The organism is Maribacter aquimarinus (assembly GCF_047345505.1).
Classification (GTDB): Bacteria; Bacteroidota; Bacteroidia; order Flavobacteriales; family Flavobacteriaceae; genus Maribacter.
The window spans coordinates 22913-41404 of record NZ_JBLFEO010000013.1 but is presented as its reverse complement, the minus strand read 5'-3'; the positions used below and the strand labels follow the sequence as shown (position 1 = coordinate 41404).

Below are 18492 nucleotides of genomic sequence, written 5' to 3'. Positions count from 1 at the left end.
CTCATTCATTTCTAGAAAATGCAATGCGGTCGCCCACATCCAGGGTCCATTTTTCGGCAAGTCCGGCATTCACTTCCAGTACATATTGTATGGGTACCTGGGAAGACAAGCCGTCTTCGCTGTACGGTTGGGCATTCTCCTGGAAGCTGGCAATGTTCAGCTGGTCGTCTATAAAAATGAGGTCCAAGGGAAATTGGGTGTTCTTCATGTAAAAGGAGTGCATGGCCATGTCCGGGAAAATGAAGAGCATGGCTTGGGTGTCCTCCATCCCTTCGCGGTACATGAGACCGGTCTGGGTCTCATAGTCCGTTTCCGCGATCTCAATGTCCAATTGGGCCACAATGCTATCGGTCACAGCCTTTTTAATGGTCAGGGTGCCCTCCTTGGTAAAGGTGACCGGTTCCGTTTTTATCTTGGTAGTGCCACCTTCCTTGCAGCCCATCCCGATTAGGAAGATGCAGCAACACAAAAAAAGGCCTCCGCTGCGCTTGGAAATGTGCATGGTCTAGGCGGTTTTTCTGGGTTTGAACATAAAATAAAGTCCTATGAGGATAAAGGGGATGCTGAGCCACTGTCCGGTGGACAACAGTCCCAAGGACTCCTCAAAGCCGCCCTGGCTCTTTTTCACGAACTCCACAAAGAAGCGAACCGTCCATAGCAGTACCAGGAAAAGGCCAAAAAGGTAGCCCAAGCGGTTTTTCTTTTCCGTTTTCCAATACAGGTAATAGAGCAATATAAAAATAAAGATATAGCAGATGCCCTCATAAAGTTGGGCCGGGTGGCGGTACGGGATCTGGGCCAGGTATTCTGAGAACTCCGGGTTGTTTTCTATGGCATCGTAGGCGGCGTTCAAGGTCTTTTCCTTGGTAACGCCCAAAGCCTTTGAGGGGTGCAGGTCGTCCGAATCCCTGATGAAGCGTGTGGCAAAAACAAAGGATTCATCCACCACTTTCCCGTTGATCTCCGAGTTGAAAAAATTGCCCAGGCGCACAAAAAAGGCGCCAATGGAAAAGGGGATCACCATGCGGTCCAAGATCCACAGCACGTTGAACTCCCGATACTTGCGGGTGTAGAGGTACATGCCCACGATCACCCCAATGGTGGCCCCGTGGCTGGCCAGGCCCGTAAAGCCGGTAAATTGGTAGCCTTCTATGAGGCCAAAGAGGATGCTGCCAGAATCGCTCTCCCTTATGGGCAAAAGAATCTCCAGCAAGTGGTCCTTGTAATAGGCCCAATCATAAAAAAACACGTGGCCCAAACGCGCGCCCAACATGGTGCCCAGCACGGTATGGATAAAGAGGGAATCCAACTGTTCCACGGACTTCTTCTCGTTGTCAAAAATCCGCTTCATGATGTACCATCCCACAACAAAGGCAAGGATCCATAACAGATTGTAGTATTTGACCTGTATAAAACCAATGTTAAAAAGGGTTTCGTTGGGGTTCCAGGTAATTCCTAAAAAGTGCATTTGCGTTTTTTTATCGGGCTAAGATAAGAAAATACCAAGGTACCCTGCCTTCACCGGGTCTAAAATAAACACTTTTTAAGGGTTTGGCACTGTAGGTGGGCGGCTGTTCCAGGGATAGGGGCCGCCCGGCGGTAACCCTGGCTCACGGCACCGGGTCGTACCCTTTTCCGCCCCACGGATGGCAGCTGAATATCCGTTTTACGGCAAGCCAGCCGCCCTTGAAAAGCCCGTGTTTTTTTAGGGCTTCCAGGGTGTATTGCGAACAGGTGGGGGCGTACCGGCAACTGGCCGGGGTGTAGGGAGATATGGCCACTTGGTAAAAGCGTACCAAGAGTACCAGCGGGGCGATCAAGATCGTTTTTAAGCTGCCCATGGGCGGTCTGTCCTCATTTTTCACGGATAGGGAAAGGTGTCAGAGCACACTGAAGGTAGTGCCCTCTTTCCCGTCCTTTAGTTGAATTCCCAGGGCGGCCAGCTCATCCCGAATGCGGTCCGAGGTGGCAAAGTCCTTGTTCTCCCGGGCGGTCTTTCGCAGGGCAATGAGCAATTCCACCACGCCGCCGAGTTTCTCGGTGCTGGCCGGGTCGGTATTGTTTTGCTCCAATCCCAAGACATCAAAAACAAAGGACTCCATGGTCTCCACAAGTGTTTCCTTGTCTTTTTGGGTCATGGATGCCTTTCCTTCTTTTGTTAGGTTGATGTGCTTCACGGCATCAAACAGCTTGGCAATGAGGATGGGGGTGTTAAAGTCATCGTTCATGGCGTCGTAGCAGCTTTGTCTCCAAGCGGCAACATCAAAGCTGGAAGCGTTCCCCACGGGAAGTTGCTTGAGCTGGGTCATGGCTTCCATTAATTTGTTGAAACCTTTTTCCGAGGCCAAAAGGGCATCGTTGCTCATGTCCAGGATACTGGTGTAGTGGGCCTGCATCATAAAGAAGCGGACCATGGCGGGGGTAAAGGGCTTGCTAAAAATGGCATTTTCCCCTGAGAAGATTTCCCCGGGCAGCACGCTGTTGCCAGTGGACTTGGCCATTTTCTTGCCGTTCAGGGTCAGCATGTTGGCATGCAGCCAATAGCGTACCGGTGGTTTGCCGTTACTGGCTTCGGCCTGGGCGATCTCGCATTCATGGTGGGGAAATTTAAGGTCCATTCCCCCGCCGTGGATATCAAACGTCTCGCCCAAATATTTGGTGCTCATGGCGGTACATTCCAGGTGCCAGCCGGGAAAGCCATCTCCCCAAGGGGAGGGCCAGCGCATGATGTGCTGGGGTTCGGCCCTTTTCCAAAGGGCAAAGTCCTGTGGGTTCCTTTTCTCGTCCTGGGCGGTGAGTTGGCGGGTATTGGCGATCATGTCCTCCAATTTTCTGCCGCTGAGCTTCCCGTAGGTATGTACTTTGTTAAACTTGGCTACATCAAAATATATGGAACCATTTTTTTCATAGGCAAAGCCCTTGTCCAGAATATCGCGGATGATCTCTATCTGTTCTATGATATGGCCCGTTGCCGTGGGCTCTATGCTCGGTGGCAGAAAATTGAACTTTTCAAGAATGTTGTGGAAATCCACCGTGTAGCGCTGCACCACTTCCATGGGCTCCAGTTGCTCCAGGCGGGCCTTTTTGGCTATTTTGTCCTCGCCGTCCTCGGCATCGTCCACCAAATGGCCGGCATCGGTAATGTTGCGCACGTAGCGCACCTTGTAGCCCAGGTGCTTAAAGTAGCGGAACATCATGTCAAAGGACATGAAGGTGCGGCAATTGCCCAAGTGCACGTTGCTGTACACGGTGGGCCCACAGACGTACATGCCAATATGGCCGGTATTCAGGGGCTCAAAGATCTCTTTTTTGCCGCTCAGGGAATTGTGAACACGAAGGGTATGTTGCTCGTACAGGGGCATAGGGTGCTGGGATTAAAATTTGGTGTCCAGGTTCAGGTAGTCCAAGAATTCCCTGCGCACCTGTTCTTCCTTGAATTTGCCACCGTACTCCGCCGTTACCGTACTGCTCTCTATGTCACGGATGCCGCGTGAATTTACACAAAGGTGCTTGGCGTCTATGACACAGGCCACGTCCTCGGTGCCCAAAACGGACTGCAGTTCCCTGACTATTTGCAGGTTAAGGCGTTCTTGCACCTGGGGCCTCTTGGCATAATAGTCCACAATGCGGTTCATCTTGGAGAGCCCCACTACGCTTCCGTTGGAAATATAGGCCACGTGGGCCTTGCCCACAATGGGCAAGAGATGGTGCTCACAAGTGGAGTAGAGCGTAATGTTCTTTTCCACCAACATTTCACCGTACTTATATTTGTTGTCAAAGGTGGATGATTTTGGTTTACGGTCCGGATGCAGACCACCAAAGATTTCGTTCACGAACATCTTGGCCACCCTGTTGGGCGTTCCCTTAAGGCTGTCGTCTTCCAGGTCAAGGCCAAGGGTGAGCATGATCTCCCTAACGTTTTCGCGTATCCTTGCTATTTTTTCGGCATCGTCCAGTACAAATGCATCCTCCCTCAGTGGGGTCTCCTCCGCGGCCGAAACGTGGTCATTTCCAAGTTCTTCAAAGGGATCTTCCAATGTGCCTTCAATTTTCATTAACCATTCATTTTACAGGCCGCAAAGATAGACATTATATGGCACTTTATGGCAGGTATGGGATTTGGGCGCGCTTAAATACGCGTTGGGCCAGGCCCCGCGCCAACCTTGGGAAAGTCCAGGGCCAAAGACCATGCTCTTGTGTTTTTCAACCCTTTTTCCGGGCCACCCAGGGGCTTGCCTTTGCCCCAAGACGGTAGGGGCAAGCGCTGGGAAGCCAAAGGGAGGTGAAGGTTTCCCCCCTTCGGGTCCATGACCGGGGTGGCAACGGAGCGGTGCATGGTGGGGCGGGAGGGTTTCGTGGCACTCGCCCCAATGGTGTCGTAGGGCGGTGGGAACAGCAATACGGCCCCACTTTTTTAGTTAGGCCGATGCGCCCCTGGTATTTCATCGATTAAGTGCACTAAAAACCCGATGTAGCATACTAAAAGAACAAGGCTTTAGTTATTCATTATGGTAGTAAATGCCAAAAGCCCCATTTTTTATGCGAACACTCCTTTGTGCCCTGTGCTGCCTATTGCTGTATTCCGGGCACACCTACGCCCAAAATTCCGCAGATTGTAGAACGGCCATCCCCGTATGTGCGGACGTGCCCATTATGGGCATTGCCGATGGCACTGGAGACATTGACGATTTTGATCCCGAGGTCATTACCCAGACGGGCTGTTTGGAGAAGGGCAGTGGGGTTTCGGCAAACATTGAGAACAATACTTCCTGGTACGTGTTCAGGGCGGGTACCGATGGGCAGTTGGGCTTTGATATTGAAGCGCTGCCCGCCATTGGCGGCACAACGGTCACGGCCGAGTGGGACTTTGCGGTTTATGGCCCTTTTGATGAAAGTGCAGGGGGCAACTTTTGCTCCATTGTGGGTGCCGGCGGGGCCGAGCCCATTCGCTGCAACTACGAGGTGAACAATACGGCATTCACCGGGATCGGGACCAATCCGGAAAATGGCCAGGAGGGCGCACCTTTTGTCATAGGGAGCCAGAACACCTATGACGAGTGGTTGGATGTACGGGCCGGGGAACTTTACTACATCTTCGTTAACAACTACAACACCAATTTCAATGGCGACCCGGAGCCCTATATGCTCACCTTTACGGGAACCTCCGTGCAGGCCGATCAGAATACGGCTTTGGACTGTACGCTGCGCGACGAGTTTTTGGGCCTGGACAAGATCGCCTGTGAGGGAGACCCCGCCATTGTCCTGAGCGCGCAGAACTCCCCGGCCGGGCCGGATATTGTGAACGTTACCTGGTCCGTGGATTATGGGGACGATGGCACCTTGGACAACGCCAACCTCCTGAGCGGTGCCACGGCCACCCAATTGGATGTTGCCACGGTTCAGGGCAGCTCTGGAAGGTATTTTGTGAACATTGAGACCAGTGTGGGCAACATTTTGGACGATGTGCTGGTCACCATCTACGGGGAGCCCGTTCTGGACCGGGTGGAAATTCTGGACAGCAACCTCTCCATAGACCCCGATCGCAACAACGTCCAGTTTTTTGTGGAGGGCAACGGCAGCTATGAATTTGCCATAAACGGCGGGGAATTCCAGGACGATCCCGTGTTCAATGACATTCCGCCAGGGCTCAATACGGTGGTGATCAACGATAAGAACGGCTGCGGCACCACGGCGCCCATAGAATTTTTAATGGTGGCCTATCCCAAATTCTTCACCCCAAATGCGGACGGCATCAACGATCTTTGGAACGTCAGGGGCATTGAGCAGCTCAACGATCCCGTGGTATTCGTGTTTGATCGCTACGGGAAGCTCTTGAAGCAATTGGGTGTTGGCGGCGGATGGGACGGTACCTTTAACGGAAGGCCCATGCCCGCAACCGATTATTGGTTCCGTTTTGAATACGGGGAGGAGGAAACCTCCGGAGTCTTTGTGGCCAAGACCCGAAAAACCCATTTCACCTTGAAAAGATAGGGCAGGGGCGCCCTGTTCCCCAGCATTGTTTTCCCGCCAAGAAGGTGTTTTGCCACAACCATGGCAGGGGCCATGCCACTGGTTGTCTTCCCTGCCGCAAAGGCTGCGGCAACGGTTTTGCTTCCCGCCACAGTTTGGGTCGGGGCCAAAAAAAAAGACCTGTGCGGAACAGGCCTTTGCTTTTCTGGATCAATGTGCGTTCTAAAAGTTCAGGGTATAGGTCAAGGTTACATTGGTGTTTACCCCGTTGATGAAAGCCGGGGCGTTGATGCCGGTATCAAAAAAGCGCTGGTTTCGCTCCTGTTCGGACCGCACCAGGGACAGGTCTAGGGAACTGCCGCCAAAATTATAGCCCAAGCCACCGGAAATGGCGTTTAAATCGCCCACGGTGACCCCGTTGTTAAACGGACTTTGCTGGTACCGATAGCCACCCCTTAAGCTAAAGCGCTCTATTCTGTATTCACCACCGATGCGCAAGGTGGAGACCGCTCCCAGATTATTGCTTATGTCGGTGTTCACCGACTGAAAAGCCGGGTCCGTGGTGGGACGCAATTGGGATTGTGAAAAATCTTGGTAACTGTAGTCCAGGCTCAGCAACCCTTTTTTGGCAAAGACCAGGGCCAGACTACCGTTGAGCTTGCCGGGTGTCTTGATGCGGTAGGGCTCAAAGAGGTTCACTTGGTTCAGGTCTATGAAGCCAATGTCATTATCGGCATCATCGGAATCAATGCGCTGGGAGAAATCTTCGGTGAGTCGGTACCAAGTGGGCGATTGGTAGCTGGCGCCCACGCGCACCATATCATTTAGCCGGGCAATGGCCCCGAGATTAAAGGAAAATCCGGACCCGGTGGTGCGCAGTAAATTGTCAAAGATGGTGCGCTGCACCGGCCCCGCATCATAGCCAGTTTCCGTGAACTCGTCAAAACGGTCGAAGAGCACCGAGTGGAAGTTGGCACTTGCTCCGAGGAAGATTTTGTCCTTGTACTGTGAGGCCGTGTTCACGGTAAATTTGCTGTTGTAGCCCGAGGTGGTGCTCACAAAATCCTGGTTCACGGTGCTGTACTGCACATTGCTGCTGTAATCCGTATTGTCCGGGTCATCTGGGTCGGCCACGTTGATCACCCCTCCGTAATAGCCCAAGAAGGCCTGTTGGGGGCCAAAGCCCTCCACCGCTCCAATGTCCAGGTAGGCATCTTCCAAAAATTCATCGTCCTGTCTCGCAATGGACCCGAACGGGACCCCCTGGGCAAAGTTCAGGAAATAATTGTCTATGCCTTCATTGCTGTTTCCGGAAGCAAAGACCCTTTGGTCAAAATTCTGGACCATGTCATAGTTGAAGGCCAGGGTGAATTTGCGCCAATCGGACTCCGTATTGGTGTTTTTGAAGACAAGGGCCACGCCCGCTTGGTTCAGCTCAAAGTCATTGGTGGATGCCTCGGTTGGGGTGCCAAAGTAGCGGGCATCATTGCTTACATTGTAATTGCCCATGGAGATGGCCATGAGGCTGTTGGCAAACACCGCCGACCCGGCGGGATTTACGTTTATGGCAGAGAAGTCCCCGCCCAGTGCCCCAAAAGCACCGCCCATGGCCTGAAATCTGGCCGTTCCCTGGGTGCCTTCGGTACCGTATCTAAGGGCGTCATTTATATTTTGGGCTTGGCCCACGGCACAAAGGGCCATGAGAATTAGCAGTGCAATTCTTTTCATTTCGTTGTTGTTAATGGGTAAATAACCAGTGATCATCCTCTTCCGCGGCCTCCGCTTCGTCCGCCACCACCGGAGCTCCTGGAGCTACCGCCGGAACTTCTGAAACTTCCGGAACTTCTGGAGCTACCGCCAGAACTTCTGTAGCCGGAGCTTCTGGAGCTGCTTCCCGAGCTTCTGTAGCCCGAGCTCCTGGAGGAGCTGCGACCTGAACTTCTATATCCAGAGCTCCTGGAAGATCTGCCACTGCTTCTATAGGTGCCCGACGGCGAGGTGCGGGAACTTCTGTACCCAGAGTTTCTGCTGCTGGTGTACCCCGGACGTCCGGATCGGTAGTTGCCCGTCCTGTTCGTGCCCCTATTGTAGGTGCTTCCGCTCCTGGTGGAACTATAGGTGCGTGGTGTTGCCCTGGTGCTTCTGCTGGTTCTGTAGGCCCGGTTGCGGTCCACGCCCACGGCACGCCGTTGTGCGGCATCATCTCCCCGATAGGTCTGTCCCACCCGGTTCCTGCTGTTGGATCTGGCCACCGCACCGTCCCTACTGCCGGCCGTGCGGCTCGCGCTGCTCCTATACCTGGAAGCGGTGCCCCTGGAATCTATGTTTCTGCTGCCCCTTAAGGAACGGGCAATGTTGTTGTTGGTTCTGGCCGCGCCATAGTAGCCACGGCGGGTCTGGTTCACGGCAAAATTCCTGTTGCCCCAGTAGTTGCCGCCCCAGCCCCAGTTGTTCCAGCCAAGGCCACCGCCCCAGCCCCAGCCGCCGCCCCAGCCCCAGCCGAGACCACCGCCCCAGCCCCAGCCAAGACCACCGCCCCAGCCCCAGCCGAGACCACCGCCCCAGCCCCAGCCGCCGCCCCAGCCGAAGCGGTTCCAGCGCCAAGGGTTGTTCCAGCCCCAGCCCCAGCCGCCGCCCCAGCCCCAGCCGAGACCACCGCCCCATAACCAGGGGTCGTTGAAGCCCCAGCCCATACCTCCCCAACCGTTGTTGTGGAAGTTGATGTTCACATTGGTGGCATTGTCGCCCCAACCGCCATAACCAAGGTAGTCGTTGGCGTTGTTGTCATATACGGCAAGCTGGTCTTCGTTTATGTTGGCATTGACGTCATTGCTGCTGTAGCCTTCCACATCGGTGAAGATCTCGCTGTCCAGGATTTCACCGTACTGATTGGCCTTCTGGCCAAAATAGTCGGCATAGGTGTTTTCCTCTCCCTGGGGGCGTACCTCCACACGGGTCACGGGTCCCTCTTCCACGATGCGCGCCCTGCCATCGGCATAAATGCCATCGTTGTCATAGTAGGATGCCTGTTGGTAAGACCCACAGGAAACGACCAGTAGCGGAAGGATGCCCAGGGCCAGCAGGCTTCTCAATTTCTTATTATCTTTTCTATATATCATAGCAGCAATATTTATTGTTCCACGTATTAAAAATAATTAGTTTTACCGAATTATTTATCAAAAAGGTACAAGTTTTGTGCCAAACTTATGATTAATGGGAAAAAATATAAGTAAGCGAAGCGATGACTACTCCAAATGGTACAACGATCTGGTGGTGCAGGCCGATCTTGCCGAAAATTCTGGGGTCAGGGGCTGTATGGTCATAAAGCCCTATGGTTTTGCCATTTGGGAAAAGATGCAGGCGGCACTGGACAAGATGTTCAAGGACACGGGGCACCAAAACGCTTATTTTCCCCTCTTCATCCCAAAATCCTACCTGAGCAAAGAGGCAAGCCACGTAGAGGGTTTTGCCAAGGAGTGCGCCGTGGTAACCCATTACAGGCTTAAAAATGCCGAAGATGGGAGTGGCATTGTGGTGGATCCGGAGGCCAAATTGGAGGAGGAGCTCATTGTTAGGCCCACTTCGGAGACCATTATTTGGGACACCTACAGAAAATGGATACAGTCTTACCGGGACCTTCCCTTATTGATCAACCAGTGGGCCAATGTGGTGCGTTGGGAAATGAGGACACGCTTGTTTCTGCGCACGGCAGAGTTTCTTTGGCAGGAAGGCCATACGGCCCATGCCACGGAGGAGGAGGCGATGAAGGAGGCCGAACTGATGATGAACGTTTATGCCCAATTTGCCGAGGAGCACATGGCCATGCCGGTGATCAAGGGCACCAAGACCGAGAGCGAGCGTTTTGCCGGTGCGGTGGAGACTTTTTGCATAGAGGCCCTGATGCAGGACGGAAAAGCCCTGCAAGCGGGTACTTCCCACTTTTTGGGTCAGAATTTTGCCAAGGCCTTTGACGTTAAATTTGCCACCAAGGAAGGAAAGCAAGCGTATGTTTGGGCCACTTCTTGGGGCGTTTCCACAAGGTTAATGGGCGCCCTGATCATGACCCACAGCGATGACAACGGTCTGGTGCTGCCCCCAAAACTGGCCCCCATACAGGTGGTGATCGTTCCCATTTACAAGGGCTTGGAGCAGTTGGAGGCCATTGCCGGGCACATTGCGCCCCTGTTGGCGGAACTGCGCAAAAAGGGCATCAGTGTAAAGTTTGATGATCGCGATACCCACAAACCGGGCTTTAAGTTCAATGAATACGAGCTCAAGGGCGTTCCGGTGCGCTTGGCCATTGGCAAGCGCGATATGGACAACGGGACCTATGAAGTGGCCCGTAGGGACACCCTCACCAAAGAGGTTGTGGCCGCGGACGCTGTGGTAGATCACATTGTGTCCCTTTTGGAGGCCATTCAGGAGAACATTTATAAGAAGGCCTTGGCACATCGGGAGGCCCATATTACGGAAGTGGACGACTATGATACCTTCAAGGACATCTTAAAGACCAAGGGAGGGTTCGTATCGGCGCACTGGGACGGAACGGCCGCGACCGAAGAGCGCATCAAACAGGATACCAAGGCCACCATAAGGTGCATCCCCATGGATGCCCCTGGGGAGCAGGGGAGCTGTGTGCTAACGGGCAGGCCCTCGGCACGGAGGGTTCTTTTTGCCAAGGCCTATTAATGGACATGGCCAGCCGCAGGCCAATTTGGATGTTTTTTTTGTGGGATAAGGATGTTGCCGTTGGAATGCTGGGCACGCAAAGCACCAACATTGCCACGGGCTGCCCCTTGGAAAAGGGTTGGTTCCAAGATGGGGGCAAACCATGTTTGCCCGGCCAAGGTGCCGTGCCGTGCAGCATTGGGAAACCAACGGCACCCCATGGCCCCAAGATGCCGGAAAAGGCAACAACAACGCCTGTTTGGTTAAATAATCAAAAAAAAATAGGGTGGGGTTGCACTAGTAAAAAATAATTGTATTTTTGCATCCGCATTTAAGTAAAATAATGGCCCGTTCGTCTAGGGGTTAGGACGCCAGGTTTTCATCCTGGTAACAGGGGTTCGATTCCCCTACGGGCTACGAAAAAGAAACAGTGTCGTTTGGCTAGCGCACTGTGGCAATGTCCCATTTTGGGGCATACAATGATATTTTGGCCCGTTCGTCTAGGGGTTAGGACGCCAGGTTTTCATCCTGGTAACAGGGGTTCGATTCCCCTACGGGCTACAAGACAAGGGTAACGGCCCTGTAAAGAAATTAAACAAATTGTTAAGATGGCAAATCACAAATCGGCATTAAAGAGGATCAGAAGAAATGAGGCGGTTCGTTTGCGCAACAGGTATCAGCACAAGACCACCCGAAACGCCATAAGGAAACTTAGGGCCGAAGAGAACAAGAAAGATGCCGAGGCACAGTTGCCCGGTGTGGTGAGCATGATAGACCGCTTGGCCAAGCGCAACATCATCCACTCCAACAAAGCGGCCAACCTAAAGAGTAAATTGGCCAAGCACGTGGCAGCCCTTTGATCTGTTCCCAGAGCACAAAAAATCAAAGCCCCTTCATTTAGGGGCTTTTTTTATGGCCCTATCTCAGCGAAAGTACCTTTTTCCACTGACCACAAAGCCCACGCACAGCACCCCTTGCGTCAGGGCAATGAGCAGTCTTAGCACCAGTCTCAAATGGTAGGTTTCCCATAGCTCGGGAAAGAGATAGCCCGTTGGGAACAGCACGGCAAATGGGGCGTGAAAGAGCAAAAGAAAGAAAGCCACCCAAAACATGAGGTTGTGGCGGTCCCGTGACCAAGTGAAGATGATCCGCCGTTCATAAAAATAGTGCACGGCCATTCCCGCCAGGGTCAAGGAAGCCAACGAAGTGCTCCAATAGAGACTGATCAAGAAGGGATCTTGGTAAAAACAGCTTATGATGTAGCTGGCCAGAACGGCCAAAGAGCAAAAGAACAACCACTTTTTGGCCGTACCGTTCTTGCTGAGCCTCCAAAAGAGCACATAGAAAAATCCGTAGTGGAAGAGGTCATAGACATTGTAGAGGATGTCGTTTGCAAACTGCTTCCCCTCCAAAAGCACAAAATCTGGCGAATACCGGATAAAACTGCCCAAAAGCTCATTGAACAGGGTGTAGGCCAGGATAAGGGGCAAATATTTTAAGGGCGTGTCAAAGTATTTGCGATAATAGCGCAGGGACAGCAAAAAGGTAAGGGCGTAGCACAATAGGAAAAAATTGTGCTGCAGCAGTGGTCCCATCTGGTCCATCATTGTCAAAAATCGGTATGTGGGGGCGGGCCGGAGTGGCCGCGGTTAAGGGCAAGGCTCTTGCCTCCCTGGGGCGGCATTGCGCTCTTTGCCGTGGGGAACCACCCGGCGTGCGCCTTTTTGTCCGTTTTGTTGCCGTGATTTTTTCCCAGTCCGTTTGGGGAGACGGCATTGCTTTTCCGTATGGGCGCCGCCTTTCCGTTGGCATCGATGTAAAAGCCTTGTTCCCGGCCGTTATGTACCATGGTCGGGACAATGAAAATGGTGTTTTTTCCCGTTTGGCCCGCTTTTTCCCCTTTGGCTAGTTCACCGTTTTCCGGATAGTTGGCAAAATAGTGGCGTAAGGAGGTAATTTCCTTTACCCCTGCCTTCCGGGCCTCCTGTTCCACATATTCCATGTACTGTTTTAAGGTGGCATAGTCAAAATCCACGAAACGGGCAGGTTCAAAGGTGTTTTCCGCGGATCGTTGTTCTGCTTCATAAGCCGTTATGGGCACTGCCCGGTGCTCGGAATAATTGGTGTACAAGACTTGGGCCTCGGCAAGGGAGATGATGTCCTTGGGGGCGGGAACGATCTCCCCGTCGGTGGGGTTCGCCCCATTTCCCTTGTCCTTTTCGGAGGCTTGTTTACAGGCTGTGGGCAAGAGGGTCAGTAGGCCCAAAATGAGGGCGTGGAAAGTGGATTTCATAGAGCGGGGTATTGGTTTTGAGGCCATTGGCGACTCTTAAAGGTAGCTTTTTTTTTGTGGCCCACAAAAAAAAGCCCCGAAGAAGTCCTCGGGGCTTTGTTGGGTGCTTGGCGTTGCTTATTGGTTCATGGTCAATAAAAACTCTTCATTGTTCTTGGTCTGCTTAAAGCGCTGCTCAATGAACTCCATGGCCTCTACCGGGTTCATGTCTGCCAAATACTTGCGCATGATCCACATACGCTGCAGTGTATTTTCATCCAAGAGAAGGTCGTCCCTTCTTGTGCTTGATGAGGTAAGGTCAATGGCCGGGAAGATCCTGCGGTTGGCAATTTTACGGTCCAGTTGAAGTTCCATGTTGCCGGTGCCCTTAAATTCCTCAAAGATCACCTCGTCCATTTTGGAACCTGTTTCCGTCAAGGCGGTGGCGATAATGGATAGGGATCCGCCGCCTTCAATGTTCCTGGCCGCCCCAAAGAAACGCTTTGGTTTGTGCAGTGCGTTTGCGTCCACCCCGCCGCTAAGTACCTTTCCGGAGGCCGGTTGTACGGTATTGTAGGCCCTTGCCAAACGGGTAATGGAATCCAGGAGGATCACCACATCGTGCCCACATTCCACCAAACGTTTGGCCTTTTCCAGCACAATGTTGGCCACCCTTACGTGCTCCGTGGCTTCCTTGTCAAAAGTGGAGGCCACCACTTCCCCGCGTACGTTGCGCTGCATGTCCGTGACCTCTTCGGGTCGTTCATCAATGAGCAGTATGATCTGGTACACTTCCGGGTGGTTGGCGGCAATGCCGTTGGCAATGTCCTTTAAAAGCATGGTCTTTCCCGTTTTGGGCTGGGAAACGATCATGCCCCGCTGCCCTTTCCCAATGGGGGAAAACAGGTCAATGATACGGGTGGATATGGTGCTCTGTCTTTCGGCCAAATTGAATTTCTCCTGTGGAAAGAGCGGTGTCAGGTGCTCAAAGGAGACCCTGTCCCTGACAATTTGTGGGTCTATGCCGTTGATCTTGCTCACTTTAATGAGCGGAAAGTATTTTTCGCCCTCCTTGGGTGGCCTTACATGGCCCAATACGGTGTCGCCCGTTTTCAGTCCAAACAAACGTATTTGCGACTGGGACACATAAATGTCGTCCGGGGAGGAGAGGTAGTTATAGTCAGATGAGCGCAAAAAACCGTAACCATCTTGCATGATGTCCAGCACGCCCTCGCTGGCAATGATGCTGTCAAATTCATATTCCGGTTCCTTGTACCGGTTCTTCAGGTCCTTATCAAAATTGCTTTTGTCGTAATTGCTGCTCTTGGCCCCAATCTGTTTCTTGTTCTGGTGCTTGTGGGTGGGCTGGTTTTTCTGGTGCTCCTTCTTTGGGGGCCCTTGGTTGGGGGCCTCCGGTCTGGGGCGCGGTTTTCTTACCTCCTCGTTGTCCTTTCGCTCCGGTCGCTCCGGCTTTTGCTCTTTTTGGCCGGGCTTGGGCCGCTCTTGGACGTCCGTGTTTTTTTCGGCGGTCCTTTTCTCCGGCCGTTTGGTCTCCGGTTTTTTATCGTCGGCTTGTTCTGCCTTGCGCACCAGGCGCTTTCTGGGTTTGGGCGTTGGGTTCTCCTTGGCCGGGGCCACGGCGGCCGCTACTTGTGGGTTGGCTGCCTGGACATCCAGTATTTGATAGACCAGGTCTAATTTTTTTAGGTATTTGTACTTGGGTACATTGAGCTCTTTGGCTATTTCCTGCAATTCAGGTAGCTTTTTCGATTTTAAATCTGAAATCTCGAACATTAAATAGAAGAATAGTTTATTTGTAAATGATACTGATAAGCAGTAAATGAATGCGTTGGGCTTTAATTGGAATATGAGATATCCGGGAAGAGCTACGCCAACGGTGCAGCAATGATACAAATAATTTTAAAGAAATGGGGCATAAATTTTAAAAAGACCTGTATTTTTGTGCCCTTAGATGCCATTGGTAAGATGATACAACGGATACAGAGCATATACTTGGTCATTGTGGGCTTGCTCACGGGGGTATTGCCCTTTTTTGTGAATCTCTGGTCCGATGCACGGGGCAATGAGGTCTATGCGGAGAATGAGGTTATGGTCTCCATTGTTTTTTATGTCTCGGCCCTTTTGGCGCTGTGGGCGGTGCTCACTTTCAAGAATAGAAAAAAGCAGTTTGTGATAAACAGGCTGAACATGATATTGAATCTTTTTTTACTGGGATTTTTCGTTTATCGATCGCTAAACTTATCCGGAGGGGCCACGGTCTCGGAGAAGGGTATTGGGATGTTGATTCCTGTATTTTCTATCGTTTTTTTGGTGCTGGCAAACAGGGCCATAAAGAAGGATGAAGATCTTGTAAAATCTGTGGATCGCTTGCGTTAAACCGGTTATCTTAGTTGTATTAGTGCGTTAAACCCGGGGTAGTTCCCGGGTTTTTTTATCCGCGCTTTCCCAGTTCCACCACTTCAAGGTCCTGGATGTTGCTTCCATCCACGCTAAAACGGAGCATGGTGCGCATTTGGTGAAAACCGTGCCTGCCGCAGGCCCCGGGGTTCATGTGCAGCACGCCCAGGTCTTTGTCCCATATGACCTTGAGGATATGGGAGTGCCCACAAATGAACAGTTTGGGCGGGTTGGCCCTTACCAAGGCCCTGGTGCGGGCATTGTATTTGGGTGGGTAACCGCCAATGTGGGTCATGTACACGGGCACGTTCTCACAACGAAAGCGGAGGTCCAAGGGATGTTCCTTTTGCATGGCGGCATCATCTATATTGCCGTGCACCGCCCTGAGGGCCCCCATTTTTTTTAAGGTGTCCGTTACCTCAAAGCTGCCTATGTCGCCGGCATGCCAAATTTCATCGGCCTGTTGGGCATATTTTAAAATTACATCGTCCAAATGGGAGTGGGTGTCTGACAATAGTAGGATCTTGGTCATAAAAAGTATGGCATTTAAAAGGGACAAAAGGCATCGCCCCGGCACTTTGTGCTATCTTTGCACTCTACGAAATTAGGGGTTAATCTTGAGATATTTCATACGGTTTTCTTATTTCGGTACGGCCTATCACGGATGGCAAAGGCAGCCCAATGCCCCAACGGTGCAGGCCGTGTTGGAGGATGCCCTCTCCAAATTGCTGGGCGCCCCAACGGAGGTGGTGGCCGCCGGCAGAACGGACGCCGGGGTGCACGCAGAGGCCATGTACGCCCATCTGGACGTTCCCGAAGCACTGGATACCGGCCTTTTGGTGCCAAGGCTCAATGCCTTCCTGCCCATGGACATTGCCGTAGCACAGATCCTTCCCGTACGGCCCCAGGCCCACGCCCGCTTTGATGCCGTGGCCCGATCGTACCGCTACCAGATCGTCCAGGTCAAGGACCCCTTTTCCATGAACGGCGCACATTACGTAAAACGGCCCTTGGACGTAGCGGCCATGAACCAGGCAGCGGAACATCTTTTGGGAAGGCAGGATTTTAAGTGTTTTTCCAAAAGCAACACGGATGTAAAGACTTTTTTCTGTGATGTGTCCAAGGCGGAATGGACGGTTAACGGGAACGCATGCACCTTTGAGATCACCGCGGACCGGTTTCTTAGAAACATGGTCAGGGCGGTGGTGGGCACCTTGTTGCAAGTGGGCCTGCACCAGCATGCACCCGCCCATGTTAAGACGGTCATAAAAAGTGGCAACCGTTCCCAGGCCGGGCCCTCGGTCCCTGCAAAAGGGTTATATTTGGCCGCGATCACCTACCCAAAAAGTATCTTTTTAGATGGATAAGGAAACCGGCAAGGCTTTTGATACCCGTTTGTTTAGACGTTTGTTAAGGCACACCCGTCCCTACAGGGCCATTTTTTACGGCGTGGCCCTGGCGGCCATTTTGCTTTCCGGTTTTGCCGTGCTCACGCCCATTATCCTAAAGGAAATCATAGACAAAGCCATTAAGGGGGCGCAGCCGGAGCTGTTGCTGCAGCTTACCCTGGCCATGTTGGTGGTGCTCCTGGGGCAGGTCATTAGTCAGCTGTGCTTTAACTATTACGCCAATTGGCTGGGAGAGAGTGTCATCAGGGACATACGCATCCGGCTCTTCAGGAAGATGCTGGGGTTTAAGATGACGTATTTTGACAATTCTTCCCTGGGAGTTCTGGTGACCCGCACGGTGGCGGACATGCAGCGCATTGGGGAAATCTTTAGCCAAGGCTTTTTTACCATTGTCGCAGATCTGCTAAAGATGGTGGTGGCAGCGGCAGTGATGCTGTTCTTTAACTGGAAACTGGCCCTTATCGTTTTTGCCCTGCTTCCCATTATCCTGTATGCCACCCGGCTCTTTCAAAAGGCCATGAAACAGGCCTTTACCGAGGTGCGGGCGCAGGTGTCCAACCTGAACTCCTTTGTGCAGGAGCGCTTAACGGGCATGAAAATAGTGCAATTGTTTACCCGTGAGGCCCTGGAAAGCCGCAAGTTCAGGGAAATAAACACCAAGCACAAGGAGGCCTGGTTAAAGACGGTGTGGTACAACTCCATCTTCTTTCCCATTGCGGAAATTGTTTCCTCCCTGGCCGTGGGGCTCATTGTATGGTACGGGGGCTTACAGAACGTGGCCGGGATCACGGATGACGTGGCCGGGACGGTTTTTGCCTTTATCATGCTCATTGAAATGCTCTTTAGGCCCTTGCGGCAAATTGCGGATAAGTTCAATACCCTGCAAATGGGGATGGTGGCCGCCAACAGGGTGTTCAGGATTTTGGATACGGAAAGTACCATAGAAGACACGGGCACCATCCAGGATAGAACCATTAAGGGAGACATTCTCTTTGAGGACGTGCACTTTGGTTATGTAAAGGATGTGGAGGTGCTGCACGGCATATCCTTCCAAGTGCAAGCGGGCGAAACCGTGGCCATTGTCGGGGCCACGGGGGCAGGAAAATCTACCATCATCAATCTCTTGAACCGCTTTTATGAAATTGACTCAGGCCGTATTTTGGTGGACGGAAGCTCTATTGCCGAGTACCGTTTGGCCGACTTAAGGGCCCAAATTGCCGTGGTTTTGCAAGATGTGTTTTTGTTTGCCGATACCATTGCCAACAATATCTCCCTAAAGGATGACGCCATTTCCATGGAGGAAATTCAGGCTGCCGCCAAGGCCATTGGAGTGGACGAATTTGTGGCCAGCCTGCCCGGCGGTTTTGCTTACAATGTAAAGGAGCGGGGCACCATGCTCTCCAGCGGGCAACGGCAGCTCATTGCCTTTTTGCGGGCCTATGTGAGCAACCCCAGCATTCTGATCTTGGACGAGGCCACCTCTTCCATAGACACCCATTCGGAACAATTGATCCAGAAAGCCACCGAGAAGATAACCCGCGATCGCACCTCCATTGTCATTGCCCACCGATTGGCCACGGTAAAAAAGGCAGACAAGATCATAGTGATGGATGCGGGCAAGATCGTGGAGATCGGCACCCATGACGAACTCCTTAAAAAGGGAGGGTACTACGGCAAGCTCTACGAGGCCCAGTTCATGGCAGAGGAATTGGTGTAGCGCCGGGACATTGACCGATCAAAAATGTGTGGCGGCCG

At 52.4% G+C, this 18492-nt stretch carries 17 protein-coding genes and 2 tRNA genes; 8 read left to right on the top strand and 11 right to left on the bottom strand.

The annotated features are described in order from the left end of the window. Window position 1: 1 nt before the first annotated feature. The 5 genes from ACKWCC_RS10945 to folE form a co-directional block, all read right to left on the bottom strand. On the bottom strand, window positions 2-502 hold the full coding sequence (locus ACKWCC_RS10945) for a DUF192 domain-containing protein (RefSeq protein WP_413995974.1): 501 nt from the start codon (window positions 500-502) through the stop codon (window positions 2-4). Between the two features lie 3 nt (window positions 503-505). Continuing rightward, complete coding sequence (gene lgt, locus ACKWCC_RS10940) at window positions 506-1468, bottom strand: prolipoprotein diacylglyceryl transferase (protein WP_413995973.1); 963 nt, start codon at window positions 1466-1468, stop codon at window positions 506-508. Window positions 1469-1610: 142 nt separating this feature from the next. Then, window positions 1611-1841 carry a membrane protein insertion efficiency factor YidD gene (gene yidD / locus ACKWCC_RS10935; RefSeq protein ID WP_413995972.1) on the bottom strand — a complete coding sequence of 77 codons (231 nt, stop codon included), beginning with the start codon at window positions 1839-1841 and terminating at the stop codon, window positions 1611-1613. Window positions 1842-1880: 39 nt separating this feature from the next. After that, on the bottom strand, window positions 1881-3362 hold the full coding sequence (cysS, locus tag ACKWCC_RS10930; protein WP_413995971.1) for a cysteine--tRNA ligase: 1482 nt from the start codon (window positions 3360-3362) through the stop codon (window positions 1881-1883). A 12-nt stretch (window positions 3363-3374) separates the two neighbouring features. Then, window positions 3375-4055, bottom strand: a complete 681-nt coding sequence (gene folE, locus ACKWCC_RS10925) for a GTP cyclohydrolase I FolE (RefSeq protein WP_413995970.1) — start codon at window positions 4053-4055, stop codon at window positions 3375-3377. Between the two features lie 484 nt (window positions 4056-4539). Here folE and ACKWCC_RS10920 point away from each other — a divergent pair, with 484 nt between their 5' ends. Then, a complete protein-coding gene (locus ACKWCC_RS10920) occupies window positions 4540-5991 on the top strand; it encodes a T9SS type B sorting domain-containing protein (RefSeq protein WP_413995969.1) in 1452 nt (483 codons plus the stop codon). A 201-nt stretch (window positions 5992-6192) separates the two neighbouring features. Here ACKWCC_RS10920 and ACKWCC_RS10915 read toward each other — a convergent pair whose 3' ends face one another. Together ACKWCC_RS10915 and ACKWCC_RS10910 are read right to left on the bottom strand one after the other, a co-directional pair. Further along, a complete protein-coding gene (locus ACKWCC_RS10915; protein ID WP_413995968.1) occupies window positions 6193-7698 on the bottom strand; it encodes an OmpP1/FadL family transporter in 1506 nt (501 codons plus the stop codon). A gap of 32 nt (window positions 7699-7730) precedes the next feature. Continuing rightward, window positions 7731-9089: a hypothetical protein gene (locus ACKWCC_RS10910; RefSeq protein WP_413995967.1), complete on the bottom strand. Its 1359-nt coding sequence runs from the start codon at window positions 9087-9089 to the stop codon at window positions 7731-7733. Between the two features lie 94 nt (window positions 9090-9183). On the opposite strand from ACKWCC_RS10910, the gene proS reads away from it, so the two are divergent. The 4 genes from proS to rpsT all read left to right on the top strand — a co-directional run bounded on the left by proS (window position 9184) and on the right by rpsT (window position 11498). Further along, a complete protein-coding gene (gene proS / locus ACKWCC_RS10905; RefSeq protein ID WP_413995966.1) occupies window positions 9184-10659 on the top strand; it encodes a proline--tRNA ligase in 1476 nt (491 codons plus the stop codon). A 324-nt stretch (window positions 10660-10983) separates the two neighbouring features. Beyond that, window positions 10984-11055 (top strand) — tRNA-Glu (locus tag ACKWCC_RS10900). A gap of 72 nt (window positions 11056-11127) precedes the next feature. Further along, window positions 11128-11199 (top strand) — tRNA-Glu (locus ACKWCC_RS10895). 47 nt (window positions 11200-11246) lie between these two features. Beyond that, a complete protein-coding gene (gene rpsT / locus ACKWCC_RS10890) occupies window positions 11247-11498 on the top strand; it encodes a 30S ribosomal protein S20 (protein WP_413995965.1) in 252 nt (83 codons plus the stop codon). Between the two features lie 63 nt (window positions 11499-11561). Here rpsT and ACKWCC_RS10885 read toward each other — a convergent pair whose 3' ends face one another. The 3 genes from ACKWCC_RS10885 to rho form a co-directional block, all read right to left on the bottom strand. Beyond that, window positions 11562-12233, bottom strand: coding sequence for a hypothetical protein (locus ACKWCC_RS10885; RefSeq protein WP_413995964.1), 672 nt, complete (start codon window positions 12231-12233; stop codon window positions 11562-11564). A 14-nt stretch (window positions 12234-12247) separates the two neighbouring features. Next, window positions 12248-12931 (bottom strand): hypothetical protein, encoded by a 684-nt coding sequence (locus ACKWCC_RS10880; protein ID WP_413995963.1) that lies wholly within the window; start codon window positions 12929-12931, stop codon window positions 12248-12250. 117 nt (window positions 12932-13048) lie between these two features. Continuing rightward, a complete protein-coding gene (rho, locus tag ACKWCC_RS10875) occupies window positions 13049-14704 on the bottom strand; it encodes a transcription termination factor Rho (RefSeq protein ID WP_413995962.1) in 1656 nt (551 codons plus the stop codon). A 192-nt stretch (window positions 14705-14896) separates the two neighbouring features. Between rho and ACKWCC_RS10870 the strand changes: the two genes are divergently transcribed. Continuing rightward, complete coding sequence (locus ACKWCC_RS10870) at window positions 14897-15307, top strand: DUF4293 domain-containing protein (protein ID WP_413996030.1); 411 nt, start codon at window positions 14897-14899, stop codon at window positions 15305-15307. A gap of 55 nt (window positions 15308-15362) precedes the next feature. On the opposite strand, the gene ACKWCC_RS10865 is transcribed toward ACKWCC_RS10870, so the two are convergent. Next, window positions 15363-15860 carry a metallophosphoesterase family protein gene (locus ACKWCC_RS10865; protein WP_413995961.1) on the bottom strand — a complete coding sequence of 166 codons (498 nt, stop codon included), beginning with the start codon at window positions 15858-15860 and terminating at the stop codon, window positions 15363-15365. An 85-nt stretch (window positions 15861-15945) separates the two neighbouring features. Here ACKWCC_RS10865 and truA point away from each other — a divergent pair, with 85 nt between their 5' ends. Then, window positions 15946-16695 (top strand): tRNA pseudouridine(38-40) synthase TruA, encoded by a 750-nt coding sequence (gene truA / locus ACKWCC_RS10860; protein ID WP_413995960.1) that lies wholly within the window; start codon window positions 15946-15948, stop codon window positions 16693-16695. Next, on the top strand, window positions 16688-18454 hold the full coding sequence (locus ACKWCC_RS10855) for an ABC transporter ATP-binding protein (RefSeq protein WP_413995959.1): 1767 nt from the start codon (window positions 16688-16690) through the stop codon (window positions 18452-18454). The genes truA and ACKWCC_RS10855 overlap by 8 nt, the downstream gene beginning before the upstream one ends. Window positions 18455-18492 lie beyond the last annotated feature (38 nt).

Excerpts from the sequence above, each read along its gene's own strand:
- ACKWCC_RS10945 (WP_413995974.1), bottom strand. The coding sequence starts at position 502 with ATGCACATTTCCAAGCGCAGCGGAGGCCTTTTTTTGTGTTGCTGCATC.
- lgt (WP_413995973.1), bottom strand. The coding sequence starts at position 1,468 with ATGCACTTTTTAGGAATTACCTGGAACCCCAACGAAACCCTTTTTAAC.
- yidD (WP_413995972.1), bottom strand. The coding sequence starts at position 1,841 with ATGGGCAGCTTAAAAACGATCTTGATCGCCCCGCTGGTACTCTTGGTA.
- cysS (WP_413995971.1), bottom strand. The coding sequence starts at position 3,362 with ATGCCCCTGTACGAGCAACATACCCTTCGTGTTCACAATTCCCTGAGC.
- folE (WP_413995970.1), bottom strand. The coding sequence starts at position 4,055 with ATGAAAATTGAAGGCACATTGGAAGATCCCTTTGAAGAACTTGGAAAT.
- ACKWCC_RS10920 (WP_413995969.1), top strand. The coding sequence starts at position 4,540 with ATGCGAACACTCCTTTGTGCCCTGTGCTGCCTATTGCTGTATTCCGGG.
- ACKWCC_RS10915 (WP_413995968.1), bottom strand. The coding sequence starts at position 7,698 with ATGAAAAGAATTGCACTGCTAATTCTCATGGCCCTTTGTGCCGTGGGC.
- ACKWCC_RS10910 (WP_413995967.1), bottom strand. The coding sequence starts at position 9,089 with ATGATATATAGAAAAGATAATAAGAAATTGAGAAGCCTGCTGGCCCTG.
- proS (WP_413995966.1), top strand. The coding sequence starts at position 9,184 with ATGGGAAAAAATATAAGTAAGCGAAGCGATGACTACTCCAAATGGTAC.
- rpsT (WP_413995965.1), top strand. The coding sequence starts at position 11,247 with ATGGCAAATCACAAATCGGCATTAAAGAGGATCAGAAGAAATGAGGCG.
- ACKWCC_RS10885 (WP_413995964.1), bottom strand. The coding sequence starts at position 12,233 with ATGGGACCACTGCTGCAGCACAATTTTTTCCTATTGTGCTACGCCCTT.
- ACKWCC_RS10880 (WP_413995963.1), bottom strand. The coding sequence starts at position 12,931 with ATGAAATCCACTTTCCACGCCCTCATTTTGGGCCTACTGACCCTCTTG.
- rho (WP_413995962.1), bottom strand. The coding sequence starts at position 14,704 with ATGTTCGAGATTTCAGATTTAAAATCGAAAAAGCTACCTGAATTGCAG.
- ACKWCC_RS10870 (WP_413996030.1), top strand. The coding sequence starts at position 14,897 with ATGATACAACGGATACAGAGCATATACTTGGTCATTGTGGGCTTGCTC.
- ACKWCC_RS10865 (WP_413995961.1), bottom strand. The coding sequence starts at position 15,860 with ATGACCAAGATCCTACTATTGTCAGACACCCACTCCCATTTGGACGAT.
- ACKWCC_RS10855 (WP_413995959.1), top strand. The coding sequence starts at position 16,688 with ATGGATAAGGAAACCGGCAAGGCTTTTGATACCCGTTTGTTTAGACGT.